General features: G+C 70.9%; 1 protein-coding gene (cut by a window edge). It reads right to left on the bottom strand.

Annotated features, from left to right (window positions below):
* Positions 1-17,237, bottom strand: partial view of a non-ribosomal peptide synthetase gene (locus IT779_RS32200; RefSeq protein WP_196153255.1) — the 3' portion only. It continues 8,149 nt past the right edge of the window; the window shows 17,237 of its 25,386 coding nt (coding positions 8,150-25,386); its start codon lies off the right edge, out of view — the gene reads right to left on this strand; its stop codon occupies positions 1-3.

Genomic DNA, 17,237 nt, shown 5'->3' on the forward strand with positions numbered 1-17,237 from the left:
TCAGGCGTTGTCCCACAGGGCGGACAGGACGTGGCCGATGCGAGCGAGCGCGGCATCGGAGGTCATGCGCCAGTGGGTGGCCTGAACGGCGTGGTTGTGGACGGTGCCGTCCACCGCGTCCGCCCAACCCGACGCGCCGGTGGCGCCGGTGGGATCGTCGAGTGACGCGGTGAAATACACGAGATTCCCCTTGTAGGGCCTCGGCTGGTAACTGCCGATGAGTTCGAGGGCGCGGCCGCCCGCGGCGAGCAGGCGGGTCAGGCGGTCGGCACCGAAAGAGGCGAACGGTTCCGGCAGTTCGTCCATGCGCCGGACCAAGACAGCGGTGTCGGTGTTCTCGAGGACGGCGAGGTCGGCGTGCTCGTCCCGGTCGCCGAGCAGGCCGCCGACCAGATCCGCGAGCGGCACCGTCACCGACGCGTCGGCCGGGACCGTGCGCGGACTGTCCATCATCGCGAGCACCGCGACCCGCTGCCCGAGATCCTGCAGCCGCACGGCCACCGCGTGCGCGAGCACACCGCCCAGCGACCAGCCGAGCAGGTGATACGGCCCCTCCGGCTGCACGGACCGGATCTCCGCGACATAGCGAAGCGCCCAGTCCTCGATCGAATCCGGCAGCGGCCGGTCGGAGTTCAGCACCGGCGATTGCAAACCGTAGATCGGGCGGTCGGGGTCGATGTGCGCGGCGATGCCCGCGAAGGACCACGCCACCCCGCCCGCCGGATGCAGGCAGAACAGAGGTTCGGCCGCACCGCCGCGCCGCAGCGGCAACAGCACGTCGAAAGCGGCGTCGGCCTCGACCCGGCCCCGACCCGAGCGGGCCAGCGCGAGCTGCGCGACCAGTCCGGCCGGGGTCGGTGCGGCGAACAGCCACACCACCGCGACCCGTTCGGCCAGTTCGGCGCCGAGCCTGGCCGCCAGTCTGGTCGCCAGCAGGGAGTTGCCGCCCTGTTCGAAGAAGTTGTCGTCCATGCCGATCCGCTCGACCTCGAGCACCTCGGCGAAGACCGCGCAGACGGTGCGCTCCACCTCGGTCTCCGGTGCGCGGAACTCGCGTTCTCGGAGTTCGGGGCGCGGCAGGGCGGCGCGATCCACCTTGCCGTTGGCGTTGAGCGGCACGGCGTCCAGCCGGATCAACACCGAAGGCACCATATAGCTGGGCAGCAGTTCGGCCAGCTCCGAACGCAGCGCCGCCGCCTCGACCGGCGCGCTCGCGGTGAAATAGCCGACGAGCATGGCGTTCTCGTCACCGCCGCGATGGGCGAGCACGATCGCGTCGCCGACTTCGGGCCGCGCGCGCATGGCGTGTTCGACCTCGGCCAACTCGATGCGATAACCGCGCACCTTGACCTGGAAGTCGCGGCGCTCCACGTATTCGAGATCGCCGTCGGCGGTCCAGCGGACCATGTCGCCGGTGCGGTACAGCCTGGCGCCCGGCGCGCCGAACGGGTCGGCGACGAACCGTTCCGCGGTCAGCTCGGCCCTGCCGTGATAGCCGCGGGCCAGTTGCGCGCCGCCGAGATACAGCTCACCGGTGACTCCGGCGGGCACCGGACGCAGCCGATCGTCGAGAACGTATCCGGTATTACCCGCTTCGACCCGTCCGATCGGCACCACCGACCGCGCGGCGGACGCGTACTCCTCGGTGCGGTACCGGGTGACCGAGACGGCGGCCTCGGTGGGGCCGTACAGGTTGTCGATCCTGGCTTCGGTCGCGGCGGCGGCGCGCGCCAGGGTCGCGGCGGGCAACGCCTCACCGATGACGAGCAGCCTGCGCAGGCTCGACGGCATGGTGGGCGCGGCCTCGGTGAGCATCGCGAGCAGTGCGGGGACGAGGGTGACCGTGGTTACTCCGGCTTGCTCCACGAGGTCAAGTACCGCGTCCGGGTCGCGCTGGGCGCCGTGCGGAGCGAGTACGACCCGCGCGCCGGTGCGCGGGGCCCACCAGAACTCCCACACCGAAAGGTCGAAGGCGGCCGAGGTCATCAGCAGCGCGACATCGTCGGCGCCGAGCTGGTATTCCGACTGCATCCACGCCAATTGGTGGGTGACCGCGGCGTGCGAGACCGCGACACCCTTCGGCGCGCCGGTGGAACCCGAGGTGAAGATCACGTAGGCGGTGTTCGCCGGGGTCAGCGGAACGCGCCGTTCCCAGGCGCGCACCGGCCCGGCCGCGAGCATCGGATCGACCGCGGCCACGTCGACCAGCACTTCGTGCGCCGACACCGACACGGGCAGCATCGGACGTCGCGACGAGACCAGCACCAGATCCGGGGTCGCCGCCGCCAGTACCGCGGTGGTGCGTTCCAGCGGATGATCCGGGTCGAGCGGCACGTACGCGCCGCCCGCGGTCACCACCGCGTACATGGCGACCAGCAGGTCGACGCTGCGCGGCACCGCGACCGCGACCAGGCTCTCCGGGCCGATCCCGCGACTGATCAGCAGCCGCGCCAACCGGTTCACCCGAGCCGCGAACTCCGCGTAGGTCACCGACTCCGCGCCGTCGACCACCGCGACCGCGCGCGGCGACCGGGCGACCGCCGCTTCGAAAGCGGTTGCGAGCGTACCGGATTCAACCGTCCGGTCCGGACGGTTCCAGGTTTCGACGATGCGCTGCGATTCGGTGGCGTCGAGCAGGGCGATATCCCCGACCGGCAGTTCCGGTGTCGCGCAGACCGCGCCGAGCAGCCGGTGCAACCTGCCCGCGAAGCCCGCGACGGTGGATTCGTCGAACAGGGCCGTCGCGTAGGTGACGGAGGCGGCGAGTCCGGCGGGAGCGCCGTGCGCGTCGTAGCGGTCGGTCAGTACCAGGTGCAGGTCGAACTGGGAGACCTCGGAATCGAAGTCGACGGCGGTGGCGGTCGCGCCGTCCAGGGTGAATTGCGCCTCGGCCTGGTTGTGGAAGGAGAAACCGACCTGGAACAGCGGGTGGCGTGCGGTGGAGCGCTGCGGGTTCAGCACTTCCACCAGTCGCTCGAACGGTACGTCGGCGTGTGCCAAGGCCGCGAGGTCGGCGGTGCGCACCCGGTCGAGCAGCGCGGTGAAGTCCTCGCCCGCCGTCACCTCGGTGCGCAGCACCACGGTATTGACGAACATGCCGACGACCTCGTCGAGTTCGGCGGCGCCGCGACCGGCGACCGGGGTGCCGACCGCGATGTCGGAGGTTCCGGACAGGCGGGCCAGCAGCAGTGCGAAGGCCGCGTGCACCACCATGAACAGCGTCGCCCCGTTCGCGCGGGCCAGGTCGACCAGTGCGCGGTGCAGGTCCGCGTCGACGGCGAAGTCGATGTGACGTCCCCTGGTCGACACGATGGCCGGGCGCGGCCGGTCGGTGGGGAGATTCAGTTGGGGCGGCAGGTCGGCGAGGGTGTCGGTCCAGAAGCGCAGTTGCCGGGAGAGCAGGGAGTCCGGGTCGGATTCCGCGCCGAGCAGCGCGCGCTGCCAGAGGCTGAAGTCCGCGTACTGCACGGGTAGCGGCGGCCGGTCGGGCGCCTCACCGCGCAGGCGCGCGTCGTAGGCGAGCATCACGTCGCGGGCCAGCGGAACCAGTGACGAGCCGTCCGCCGCGATGTGGTGCACTACGACGACCAACACGTATTCCGGTGTGCGCGAACTCGATTCCACTGTTGGTTCGAAAAGCCGTGCCCGTAGCGGAACTTCGGCGGTGACGTCGAAGCCCGCGCTGACGAAGTCCGCCACCGCGGTGGCCAGATCGTCGGCGGGCACCGGGATCGGCGACAGCACGGGAGTGTTGGCGTCCTCGGGGGTGAGTACCACTTGGACGGGACCGGATTCGCGCTGCGGGTAGACCGTGCGCAGTACCTCGTGCCTGGTCACCACATCGGCGACGGCGGCATTGAGGGCGGCCGTGTCGAGCGTGCCGGTGAGGCGCACCGCCAGCGGGATGTTGTAGGCGGTGGACTGGCGGTCGAGCCGGTTGAGGAACCACATGCGCTGCTGGGCCAGCGACAGCGGGACCGGATCGTCGCCATGACGCGGGGCGAGGGCGGGGCGTGCGGGGTCGGCGGCGGAGCCGGTGTCGAGTGCGGCGGCAAGCGCGGCGACGGTCGGCTGTTCGAAGACCGCGCGCACGCCGACCGAGGCGCCGAACGCGGCGCCGAGGCGGGCCGCCAGCTGAGTCGCGGTCAGGGAATTGCCGCCGAGCGCGAAGAAGTCGTCGGCGCGCCCGACCGGCTCGGTGCGTCCGAGCACCTCGGCGACGGTCGCGGCGACCGTGCGCTCCGCCTCCGTGACGGGTTCCCGGAATTCGACGGCGCGGAACACCGGTTCCGGCAGCGCCTTTCGGTCCAGCTTGCCGACCGGGGTGAGCGGGATGGCGTCGATCTCGGTGATCGCCGACGGCACCATGTACGCCGTCAACGACCGTGCGGCGAAGGCGGTGAGTTCCTCGACATCGATCACCCGCCCCGGCGCCGCGACCACGTAGGAGACCAGCGTGGCCGCACCGTCCGCGTCGGAATGGCCTACGGTGACCGCGAACTCCACCGTCTCGTGCGCGGTGAGCACGGCGTCGATCTCACCGAGTTCGATGCGCAGGCCGCGAACCTTCACCTGCTGGTCGGACCGGCCGACGTATTCGATTGCGCCGGAAGCGTTCCAGCGCACCAGATCACCGGTCCGGTAGATTCGTCCGCCCGCCGGGCCGTGCGGGTCGGCGACGAAGCTGCCCGCCGAAAGTCCCGGCCGCGCATGATATCCACGCGCCACACCCGGGCCGCGCAGATACAGCTCACCGGTCACACCGACCGGGACCGGCTGCATCCGCGCGTCGAGCACCAGCGCCGCCATGCCATGGATCGGCGTGCCGATGTCGAAGGCGCCGTCCGCACCGAGCGGCTCGCTGATGGCGGTGATGACGGTGGTCTCGGTGGGGCCGTAGGTGTTGTAGAAGGCTCGCCCACCCGCGGTCACCTCGACGGCGCCGGGCAGACCGTGGTCGCCGGATGTCCAGCGGCGCGACGGCTCGGGTCCGCCGGACTCGCCGCCATGGATGGGCTGCTCACCTGCGGTCATCCCGGCGTCGTCGGATACCCAGCGGCGCACGAGATCCGGGCCGTAGGATTCGCCGCCGACGGTCAGGTGTGCCAGGTCGGGGAGTGCGGTGGGGTCGAGGGTGCGCAGTACCGCGGGGGTGATGAACGCGTGGCTGACCCGGGTTTTCCGCATCAGTTCCGTCAGCTCCGCGCCGCCGTAGACGCCCGAGGGCGCGACCACCAGCGCCGCGCCGGACGCGAGTGCGAGCAGGAATTCCAGCATGGAGGCGTCGAAGCTGGGTGAGGCCACGTGCAGCACCCTGGCGTCGGGGCCGACCCGGTAGCGCTCCCGCTGCGCCCGTGCCACGCCCGCGATGCCCGCGTTGGTGGCGACGACGCCCTTGGGGACGCCGGTGGATCCCGAGGTGTAGATCATCCACGCCGGATTGTCGACGCGCGTGGGGCGAACGAGCTCTGCCGCGGCGATCGGCGCGGCGCTGGTGTGCCGCAGTCGGGCCGCGGTGGTTTCGGCGTCCAGGACCAGCCATTCGGTGGCGTCGGGTAGCGCGGTGCGCGATGTTGCGATCGTGATGCCCACCGCCGCACCGGAATCGGTGAGCATGTGGGTGATCCGCTCGGCCGGATAGGTGGGGTCGACGGGCACGAACGCCGCGCCGGTGCGCGCAACGGCCCACACCGCGAGCACCCATTCCGTCGAACGCGGGATCGCGATGGCGACGACATCCTCGGCGCCGATGCCGAATCCGATGAGCATGCGCGCCAGACGCGCGGACCGCTCGTCCATCTCGCGGTAGGTGAGCGCGCGGTCGCCCGAGAGCAACGCGTCGCCTTCGGGATTCGCGGCGATCGCGGCCGTGACGAGTTCGGCGAATGTCACGGGCTCGACCGCGCCGCCGCGCCGGGTCAGCAGCTCGGCCCGTTCGGCGGGGGCGAGCAGGTCGACCGCGCCGACCGCGCGCAGCGGATCGGCGGTCAGCGCCGCGAGCACCCGGCCGAATCGGCGCAGCAGGCCATCGGCCGTCGCGGCGTCGAAAAGGTCGGTGGCGTAATTCAACTCGACACCGAGATGGCCGTCGGCGTCGGGTCCGGCGGCCACGGTGAACTGGAGGTCGAAACGCGCGACCGGTTCGTCGAATTCGACCGGCGACAGTTCCAGCCCCGGCACCGCGAAGGCGTCGGTCCCCGCGTCGAGATAGCTCAGCGCGACCGTGAACAGCGGATGGCGGGCCAGCGAGGTCTGCGCCCCGAGTTCTTCGGCCACCCGCTCGAAGGGGATGGTGGCGTTGGCGAAGGCGGCGAGGTCGACCGCCTTGGTCTCGGCGAGCAAGTCGGCGAAATTCAGCCCAGGTTCCGGCCGGGTCCGCAGCACAAGGGTGTTGACGAACATGCCGACCAGGTCGTCGAGCGCCGCCGCGCCGCGTCCGGCGACCGGCGTTCCGATCGCGATATCCGTCGACCCCGACAACCGCGCGAGCAGCACCGACAGCGCGGCGTGCACCACCATGAACGGGGTAGCGCCGTGCGCCGCGGCCAGCGTGCGCACCCGCTCGGCGATGCCGCCGCCGATCCGCGCACGCACGTTCCCGCCGTGCTTGGACGCGACGGCCGGACGCGGGCGGTCGGTCGGCAGCGTCAGTTCCTCGGGCAGATCGCGCAGCGTCGTCCGCCAGAACTCCACCTGCGCCGCGGCGACCTCCTCGACCGCACGGGCCTGCCACAGCGCGTAATCGGCGTACTGGGCGGCCAGTTTCGGCCACAGCGGTGCGGCGTCGAGCACCCGCGCGAGGTAGGCGCTGAGCAGATCGCGCAGCAGCGGAGTCATCGAATAGCCGTCAGCGGCGATGTGGTGCACGACCGCGACCAGCACGTGCTCGTCGGCGGCGACCCGCAACAGGGTCGCGCGCAGCGGCGGCGCGGCGGTGACATCGAAACCGCCGGAGAGGAATTCGGTGATTCGCGCGTCCAACGCGGATCGCTCGACAGATTCCATGACGAAGCGCGCTCGCGCCGATTCGACGGGCAGGATCACCTGGTGACCGACTCCTGCGGCGTCGGCGGGATAGATCGTGCGCAGCACCTCGTGCCTGGCGACCACGTCCGCGAGGGCCGCCGCGAGCGCGACCTCGTCCAGTTCGCCGCGCAGGCGCACCGCGACCGGGATGTTGTGCGCGGGCGAGGCCGGATCGAGCCGGTTCAGCAGCCACATGCCGTGCTGCACCGGCGCGAGCGGCACGGTATCCGGGCGCGGGCCCGCGATCAGCGGAACCACCTGCTCGCCCGCCTCGTCGGCGACCCGCTCGGCGAGCGCGCGTACCGTCGGTGATTCGAACAGCATCCGCACCGGGACGCGGCGACCGAGCCGTTCCCCCAGCCTGGCCAGCACCCTGGTGGCGCTCAGCGAGTTGCCGCCGAGTTCGAAGAAGCCGTCGTCGAGTCCGATCCGGCCGCCGAGCACCGCCTCGTAGGCCGCGGCGACCTGACGCTGCGCCGGGGTCACGGGTGCGACGTAGGCGACGCGATCGAAGACCGGGTCCGGCAGCGCGGCACGGTCGAGTTTCCCGGAGGCGTTGAGCGGGAACGCATCCAGCGCCATCAGCGCCGAGGGCACCATGTACGACGGCAACGCGGACGCCGCGGCGCCGCGCACCTCCGCATCGGTCACCATCGAGCCCGCGCGCCGAACCAGGTAGCCGACGAGATGATCGCCGCCGGGGGTGGCCACGACCCGCGCCGCGGCCTGCGCGATGCCGGGGACGGCCGCGAGCACCGATTCGATCTCGCCGAGTTCGATGCGCTGACCGCGGAATTTGACCTGGAAGTCGGTGCGCCCCAGGTACACCAGTTCGGCCGTGTCACCTCCGGTCTCCCAGCGCACCAGGTCGCCGGTGCGGTACATGCGTTCGCCCGGCTGCCCGAACGGATTGGCCACGAACCGATCCGAGGTCAGATCGGCGCGGTCCTGATAGCCGCGCGCGAGTTGGACGCCCGCGAGATAGAGTTCGCCCGCGACGCCGGGCAGCGTCGGGCGCAGTCGCGAATCCAGCACGTAGACACGGCTGTTCCACTCCGGGTTGCCGATCGGCATGACGGTGCGCTCGGTTTCGCCGGTCACCTCGCGGTAGGTGATGCTCACCGCCGCCTCGGTGGGACCGTAGAGGTTGTGCAGGCGTGCCGAACTCACCGCGCCGAAGGCTCGCACGGTCTCGGCGGGCAGCGCCTCGCCGATGACGAAGACGGTGCGCAGCGTGTCGAGCGCGGCGCGCGAGCCACTCGATTCCACCTGACCGGCGAAGACAGTGAGCATCGACGGCACGAAATCGGTGACGGTGACCCGATGCGCACCGATGATCTCGCTCAGGTAGCCGGGATCGCGGTGCCCGTCCGGGGTGGCGAGGACCAGGGTCGCGCCGACCCGCAACGGCAGGAAGTAGCCCCACAGCGACACGTCGAAGGTGGTCGCGGTCTTCTGTAAGTACACGTCGTCGGCGTCGAGGCGGTACTCCGATTGCATCCACGTCATCTGGTTGACGATGGCGGCGTGGGAGACGCTGACGCCCTTGGGTTTACCCGTCGACCCCGAGGTGAAGATCACGTACGCGGGATGGTCGGGGCGCACCGGCGCGGTGCGCTCCTCCGCCGCGACGGGACCGTCGTCGTAGCCGTCGTAATCGTCGGAATCCACCCGGATCACCGGTCCGAAGAATCCCGGTTCGGCGATCTGTCCCGCCGTCAGCAGGGCCGAGGGGCGCGCGGTGCGCAGGATGTGGGCGATGCGCAGGGGCGGGTGGTCGGGGTCGACGGGCACGTACGCGCCGCCCGCCTTGAGCACCGCGTACATCGCGACGACCAGCTCCGGTGAGCGCCGAATGACTAGCGCCACCAGCGATTCCGGTCCGACACCGGCCGCGATGAGCCGCCGGGCCAGCCGGTTGCTCCGCCGGTCCAGTTCGCCGTAGGTGAGCACGGTCGCCGCCGCGCCGTCGTCGGGGACGTACACCAGCGCGGGATCGTCGGGGGTCGCCGCGGCCTGCGCCTCGAATTCGTCGGTCAGCAGTTCCGCCACGAAGGCGGTGTGCGCCGAGTCGTTCCATTCGGTGACCACACGACGCAGTTCGCCCGCGTCGAACAGATCGATATCGCCGACGACCTGTTCGGGTTCGGCGGTGACTGCCGCGAGCAGACGCAGCAGGCGCGCGCCGAAGCCCGCGACGGTGTCCTCGTCGAAAAGATCTGTGGCGTAACTGAACCGCAGCGTGTCGGCGGTGACGGTGAGTTGGAGGTCGAAGCGGGTGGTCTCGTAGTCGACCGCGTACTCACCGATGCCGAGCCCGGCCACCTCGATGCCGGTCGGCGCCAGGTTCTGGTAGTACAGCGCCACCTGGAACAGCGGATGGCGGGCCTGCGAGCGTGGCGGGTCGAGCACCTCGACGAGGCGTTCGAAGGGCACGTCGGCGTTGGCGAAGGCGTCCAGGTCGGTGTCGCGGATCCGGCGCAGGACGGTCGCGAAGGTGTCCGAACCCGGTACGTCGGCGCGCAGGACCAGGGTGTTGACGAACATGCCGACCAGATCGTCGAGCGCGGCATCGCCGCGGCCTGCGACCGGTGCGCCGATCGCGATGTCGGAGGTGCCCGACAGCCGGGCGAGCAGGGTCGCGAAAGCGGCGTGCGTCACCATGAACGGGGTCGCGTCGAAACGCGCGGCGACCGCATCGATGCCCCTGCGCACCGCTGCGGGCAGCGCGAGGGTGGTCGCGGCGGCGGCGTGACTGGCGACAGCGGGACGTGGACGGTCGGCGGGCAGGTCGAGTTGCGCGGGCAGACCGCGCAGCGCCCGCCGCCAGTAGGCGAGTTGGCGGGCCGCGAGCGATTCGGGATCGGCCTCGTCGCCGAGCAGATCCCGTTGCCACAGTGCGTAATCGGCGTACTGGACCGGCAGCGGCGTCCAGTGCGGCGCCTCGCCCGCGACCCGCGCCGCGTAGGCGGTGGCGATATCGCGGGCCAGCGGGCCCATGGAGTAGCCGTCGGCCGCGATGTGGTGGATGACGAGGGCGAGTAGGTGTTCGCGTTCGGCGAGGCGGGCCAGGCCGACGCGCAGCGGCGCCTCGGCGGTCACGTCGAAGGGTTCGGAGACGAAATCGACCAGGGATTCGGTGATCCGCTGCGGCGCGAGCGCGATGATCCGCGGCGCGTCGTCGTCCAGGACGCGCTGGTAGCCGGTACCGCCGATATCGGGGTAAACGGTGCGCAGGGTTTCGTGGCGTCGCACCACGTCGCCGATGGCCGCGATCAGGGCCGCCTCGTCCAGCGCGCCGGTCAGCCGGATGGCGACCGGGATGTTGTGCACCGATTCGGCGGGATCGAAGCGGTTGAGGAACCACATGCGCCGCTGCGCGGGCGAGAGCGGGATCGGATCGGGGCGCGCGCCGACGGTCAGCGCGATGCGCGCCACATCCGACTGTTCGACCCGCGCGGCGAGCGCGGCGACCGTCGGCGCCTCGAACAGCGTCCGCACGGGGATCTCGACGCCGAGTTCCGCGCCGATCCGGGCGGCGAGGCGGGTGGCGACGAGCGAGTTGCCGCCGAGGGCGAAGAAGTCGTCGTCCGCGCCGACGGTGTCGACGCCGAGCAGTTCGCCCATGATCGCGGCGACCAAGCGCTGCGCGTCGGTCTCGGGGGCGCGGTAGGCGGCGGTCTCGAACACCGGATCGGGCAGCGCACGCCGGTCGAGCTTTCCGGAGGCGTTCACCGGCAGTTCCGGCAGCACGACCAGCGCCGATGGCGTCATGTACGCCGGGAGCCTTGCGGCCACGCTCGCGCGCACCGCGTCCTCGTCGATATCCGCGCCGACCAGGTAGGCGACCAGCCGATCACCGACCCGTTCGTCGGAGCGGAGCACCACGACCGCCTGGTCGACGGTGTCCACGGCGGTGAGCGCGGTCTCGATCTCGCCCAGTTCGATGCGCAGGCCGCGCAGTTTCACCTGGAAGTCGGTGCGGCCCAAATATTCCAGCTCGCCGTCGGCGTTCCAGGCGACCAGGTCACCGGTGCGGTACATGCGCGCGCCGCGTTCCCCGTACGGGTCGGCCACGAAACGGTCGGCCGTCAGTTCCGGGCGACCCACGTAGCCGAGCGCCACCTGCGCGCCTGCCAGATACAGTTCGCCGGGCACACCGATCGGCACCGGACGCAACCGCGAATCCAGCACCAGCGCGGCGGTGTTGAACACCGGCCTGCCGATCGGCACGCTGATCGTGTCGGCGTCGGTGACCTCGTGGAAAGTCACGTCGACGGCGGCTTCGGTCGGCCCGTACAGGTTGTGCACGCGCGCGCCGGTCAGCTGCCTGGCGCGCTGTGCGGTCGCGGCGGGCAGCGCTTCGCCCGAGGCGAATACCCTACGCAGCGTCCGGCATTCGGAGACGCGCGGTTCGGTGACGAAGGCCGCGAGCATGGCGGGCACGAAATGCACGGTGGTGATGCGTTCGGCGGCGATGATCGCCGCCAGGTAGCCGGGATCGCGATGGCCGTCGTGGTGGGCCAGCACCAGCCGTGCGCCGACCTGCAACGGCCAGAAGAACTCCCACACCGAGACGTCGAAGCCCGCTGGGGTCTTCTGCAGCACCGCGTCGTCGGTGCGCAGCGCGTAACGATCCTGCATCCACAGCAGGCGGTTGACGATCGCCGCGTGCGACACCGCCACGCCCTTGGGCCGTCCCGTCGACCCGGAGGTGAAGATCACGTAGGCCGGGTGGCCGGGACGCAACGCGGCGCGCAGTTCGTCGGGGCGCACCGGGTCGGTGGCGTAGCCGTTCAGGTCGAGCAGGTCGAGGCGGATCTGCCTGCTGGTGGGGGCGTCGAGAACGAAACCCGAGGTCAGCATGCACACCGGACGCGCGGTGCGCAGCATGTGCCCGATCCGTTCGGCCGGATGGTCGGGATCGACCGGAAGGTAGGCGCCGCCTGCGAGCACGACCGCGTACATGCCGACGACCAGGTCAGGGCCACGGCGCATGCCGAGTGCCACGGTCGTATCGGGCCCGACGCCCTGCTCGATCAGCCGGCGTGCCAGACGCCTTGCTCGACAGGCGAACTCGGCATAGGTGAGGTTGATGCCCTCGTAGCCGACCGCGACCGCGTCGGGTGTGCGGGCCACCTGCCGTTCGAACAACGAGGCCAGGGTCTGATCGCCGGGCAGCACCCGCTCGGTGTCGTTCCAACGGCGCAGCACCAGGCTGCGTTCGGCGGGGTCGAGCCATTCCAGATCGCCGACGGCGACCGTGGCGTCGGCGGTGGCGCCCGCCAGGATACGCAGGAATCGGGCCGCGAAACCGCGCACGGTGTCGGCGTCGAACAGGTCGGTGGCGTAGCGCAGCACGCCGCGCAGTTCGGTGCCCGCGTCCGCGCCGAATTCGGTGAGTTCCATGGCGAGGTCGAATTGGGCGATGCCGTTGTCGATCGGGTAGCCGCGCACCTCGAGGTCGGGCAGCCGCAGCACCGCGTCGTCGCGGTGCTCGAAGGTGAGCAGGGTCTGCACGATCGGCGAATGCGCTTGTGAGCGTACCGGGTTCAGTTCTTCCACGAGCCGTTCGAAAGGCAGTTCGGCGTGTGTGAAGGCCCGCACGTCGGCGGCGCGCACGGTGGCGAGGAGATCCGCGAAGGCGGTGTCGGGGCGCACCGCGGTGCGCAGGACGAGGGTGTTGACGAACATGCCGACCAGGTCGTCGAGCGCTTGTTCGGCGCGGCCCGCGACGGGTGTGCCGATGGCGATGTCCTCGGTGCGCGCGAGTCGGGCGAGCAGTGCGGCGTACGCCGCGTGGACCACCATGAACAGCGAGACACCCTGTGCACGCGCCAGTTTCGTTGCCGCCGCGGTGAGATCGGCCGGGACGGTGAAGGGCACGGTCGCGCCATGACCGGTCGCGACCGGCGGGCGCGGGCGGTCGGCGGGCAGTTCCAGCACCGGCGGTAGGCCCGCGAGTTCGTCGCGCCAGTGCGCGATCCGGCGCGACAGCAGCGAAGTCGGGTCGTCGGCCGAGCCGAGCAGCGCGTGCTGCCACAGCGCGAAATCGGGGTACTGCACCGGCAGCGGCGTCCAACTCGGCGCATCGCCCGTGCAGCGCGCACCGTAGGCGACCATGAGATCGCGGGCCAGCGGCCCGGTGGAGACGCCGTCGGCGGCGATGTGATGCACGACCACCACCAGTACGTGGTCGCGCGGATCGACCCGCAGCAGCGCGGTGCGTACCGGGACCCGCTCACGCAGGTCGAAGCCGACGCCGACGATGTCGAGCACGGTGGCGAGCAGATCCGCTTCGGCGACCTCGCGCACCCGAACGGGAGTGTGCGCGGCGGAACCGGAACGCACCACCTGATGCGGTCCGTCCGCATCGGACGGGAAGACTGTCCGCAGCGATTCATGCCGCTCGATCACATCGGCGACGGCCGCGCGCAACGCGGATTCGTCCAGCGCACCGCGCAAGCGGATGGTGATCGGAATGTTGTAGACAGCCGATTCCGGTTCGAGCCGGTTGAGCAGCCACATCCTGGTCTGCGCGGGCGAGAGCGGAATCCGTTCCGGTCGTTCGCCCGCCACCAGCGCGGGCAACTGCGCACCGGCACCGAGGCGCGAAGAATCCCGCACCCGCGCCGCGAGTTCGGCCACGGTCGGCGCCTCGAACACCTCGCGCACGGTCAGCGCGGAGCCGAACGCGGTGTTGGCTCGGGCAACCAGTCGCATGGCGAGCAGCGAATTGCCGCCGCGCGCGAAGAAGTCGTCGTCCGCCCCGAGCGGGCCGTTCAAGCCGACCAGATCGGTGATCAGCGCCGCCAACACCGATTCCACACCCTCGGTAGGCGCACGGAATTCGGCTCCGACACCGCTGAACTCGACGGCGGGCAGCGCGGCGCGATTCAGCTTGCCGACCGCGGTGAGCGGCATCTCGTCCAGTACGACCAGGTGCGCGGGCACCATGTAGCCGGGCAGCCGGTCGCGCACCGCGTCGAGCACGCTTCGCGCGTCGAGGTCGGCGCCGCTGACGTAGCCGACGAGTCCTTCGTAGCCGGAAGAGTCGGCGGCGAGCACGACGGCCGCGTTGGAGACGCCGTCCACCCCGGCGAGCGCGGCCTCGATCTCGCCCAGTTCTATGCGCTGGCCGCGCAGCTTGATCTGGAAGTCGTTGCGGCCCAAGTAGACAAGATCGCCGTCGCGGCTCCATTTGACCAAGTCGCCGGTGCGATACATGACCCGCCCCGGCACCCCGAACGGGTCGGCGACGAATCGTTCCGCGGTCAGGCCGGAGCGACCATGATAGCCGCGCGCCAACTGGTCGCCCGCGAGATACAACTCACCCGTGACGCCGATCGGCACCGGACGCAGCCGTGCGTCCAGCACATAGGTTCGGGTGTTCCAGCACGGCCGTCCGATGGCGACCTCGAGTCCGGAATCGGCATCGGCGTCGGTGAATTCGTGGAAGACCGAGGAGATGGCGGCCTCGGTGGGACCGTAGGAGTTGTGCACCTCGCCGCCCGCGTGCACGCGGATGTCGGCGAGCAGATCCGGCGTCAATGCCTCACCGCCGCAGTGCAGGTGGCGGAACGAGCCGAGCGCGTCGCCCATGCCCTCGCCGATCAGCGCGGCGAGCACCGACGGCACGTATTCGGCGATGGTTATGCCGTGTTCGCGCAGCAGTCCGGCGAAGTAGGCGAGGTCGAGATGCCCGCTCGGACGGGCGATCACCAGCGGCGCACCAACCAGGACCGGCATGAAGCATTCCCACACCGAGACGTCGAAGGTGAGCGGGGCGCGCTGCAGGATGCGGTCGTCGGAGGTGATCCCGTAGCGGAATTCCAGCCAGCGCAGCTGATTCATGATGGCGCGGTGGCTCACCGCGACACCTTTGGGCTTACCGGTGGAGCCGGAGGTGAACAGCACGTAGGCGGTGTTCGCGGTGCGCAGCGGCGCACGGCGCTCGGCCTCCGACAGCGGGTCGTCGGCGAATCCGGCCAGATCCAGCGCGGCGAGTTCGTGCACGGGTGCGGCGATGTCCTCGGGCAGGCGCGCGCCACCGACCGTGAGGATCAGCGCGGGGCTCGCGGTGTCGATCAGCTGGGCGATCCGGTCGGCCGGATGGGCGGGGTCGATCGGCAGGTACGCGCCGCCCGCGCGCACGATCGCGTACATGGCGACCACCATGTCCAGGCTGCGCAAGGCGCCGAGTCCGACGATGGACTCCGGCCCGACCCCGCGCTCGATCAGCCAGCGCGCCAATCGATTCGCCCGAGACTCGAGTTCGGCGTAGGTGAGCGACTCCGCGTCGAAACGCGCCGCGACGCCGTCGGGATCGAGGGCGACTCGCGCGGTGAGCAGATCGTCCAACGTCTCCTCGGGCAGCGCCCGCGCGGTGGCGTTACGATCGGAGAGCAGTAGACCGCGCTCGGCGACCGACATCAGCTCGACCTTGCCGACCCGTGTCCGCGGATCGGCCACCATGGCCCGCAGGATGCGTTCGAACCGGGCGAGGAAGTCGTCCACGGTCCGCTCGTCGAACAGGTCGAGGGCGTAATGCAGGTGGATGTCGATGCCATCGGGCTCGCCGTCCCCGTCGTAGCGGTCGGTCAGCGTCCAGTCCAGATCGAGCTGGATGGGCGCGGGTCCGACCTCGAGGGCCGCGAAACTCATTCGGTTCAGGTCGAATTCGGGTTTGGTCTGGTTCTGGAGGGTCATCGACACCTGGTACAGCGGTGCGTGCGCCTGCGAACGCACCGGATTCAGCGCGTCCACCAACTGCTCGAACGGCACGACCGCGTGGTCGAAGGCGGCGAGGTCGCCCGCGCGGACGGTCGCGAGCAACTCGGCGAGGGTGGCGCCCGCCCGCACCTCGGTGCGCAGCACCAGGGTGTTGACGAACATGCCGACGATCTCGTCCAACGCCTGCTCGCCGCGTCCGGCGACCGGGGTGCCGATCACCACGTCGTCGGTGCCGCCGAGCCTGCTCAGCAGCACCGCGAGCGCGGTGTGCAGCACCATGAACGGGGTCGCGCGGTGCGCGGCGGCCAGCCGGTGGATCTCGGCGTGCAGGCGCGCGTCGAGCTGCGCGGTGCGTGCGCCGCCGCGCGTGCTCGCCACGGCCGGTCGCGCGCGGTCCGACGGTGCCGAGGTGACCTCGGGCAGATCGGCGAGCCGACGGGTCCAGTAACCCAATTGCCTTGCGAGAACCGAACTCCGGTCATCGGGTCGGCCGAGCACTTCGCGCTGCCACAGCGCGAAGTCGGCGTACTGCAACGGAAGCGGCGCCCAGTGCGGTGCGGTGTTCGCACAGCGGGCGACGTAGGCGGCGGCCAGATCGCGGGTCAGCGGCGCGAAGGACCAGCCGTCGGCCGCGATGTGGTGCACGACGAACAGCAGGATGTGCTGCGGCCGCGCCGGGCCGTCCTGTTCCAGTCGCAGCAGGCGCACCCGCACCGGTACCTCGGCGGTCACGTCGAATCCCGCGGCGGTGACCGCGGTGACGAGGTCGGGCAGTTCGGCCTCGCGCACCGGCCGAACGACCAGGTCGACGAGTCGGGTTTCGGCGGGCAGCACCACCTGCGTCGCCTCGCCGCCGACCTCGGGATACAGGGTGCGCAGGGTCTCGTGTCGCCCGATCACGTCCGAGATCGCGGCGCCGAGGGCGGCCACGTCGAGCGGACCGGTGAGGCGCAGCGCGAACGGGATGTTGTAGCCGCCGCTCGCGCTGTCGAAGCGGTTCAGGAACCACATGCGTTGTTGGGCGATGGACAGCGGGATCGGGCCGCCGCGTTCCCGCGCGGTCAGTGGCGGCAGCGGCGCGCTCTCGGCATCCGGGTCGGCGTCGATCACGAGTCGGGCCGCGAGTTCGCGCACGGTCGGCGCGTCGAAAACGGCGCGCACCGGGACCTGGGAACCGGTGGCCTTGCTCAGCCGGGCGGCCAGCTGGGTGGCGACCAGCGAGTTGCCGCCGAGTGCGAAGAAGTCGTCGTTCGCGCCGACGCGGGTGGCGCCGAGCAGGATTCGGAAAGTCTGCGCGACAAGGATTTCCGCCTCGGTGTCGGCCGCGCGGAACTCCCGGGTCTCGGTCGGGGGCGCGGGCAGCGCCGCGCGGTCCAACTTGCCCGACGCACTCACCGGGAAGGCGTCGAGGACGACGAACGCGGACGGAACCATGTAGGCGGGGAGAGTGCGAGTCAGCGCCGCGCGCGTGTGGTCGA

Origin of the sequence: Nocardia bovistercoris, assembly GCF_015674855.1 — a bacterium.
Classification (GTDB): domain Bacteria; phylum Actinomycetota; class Actinomycetes; order Mycobacteriales; family Mycobacteriaceae; genus Nocardia; species Nocardia bovistercoris.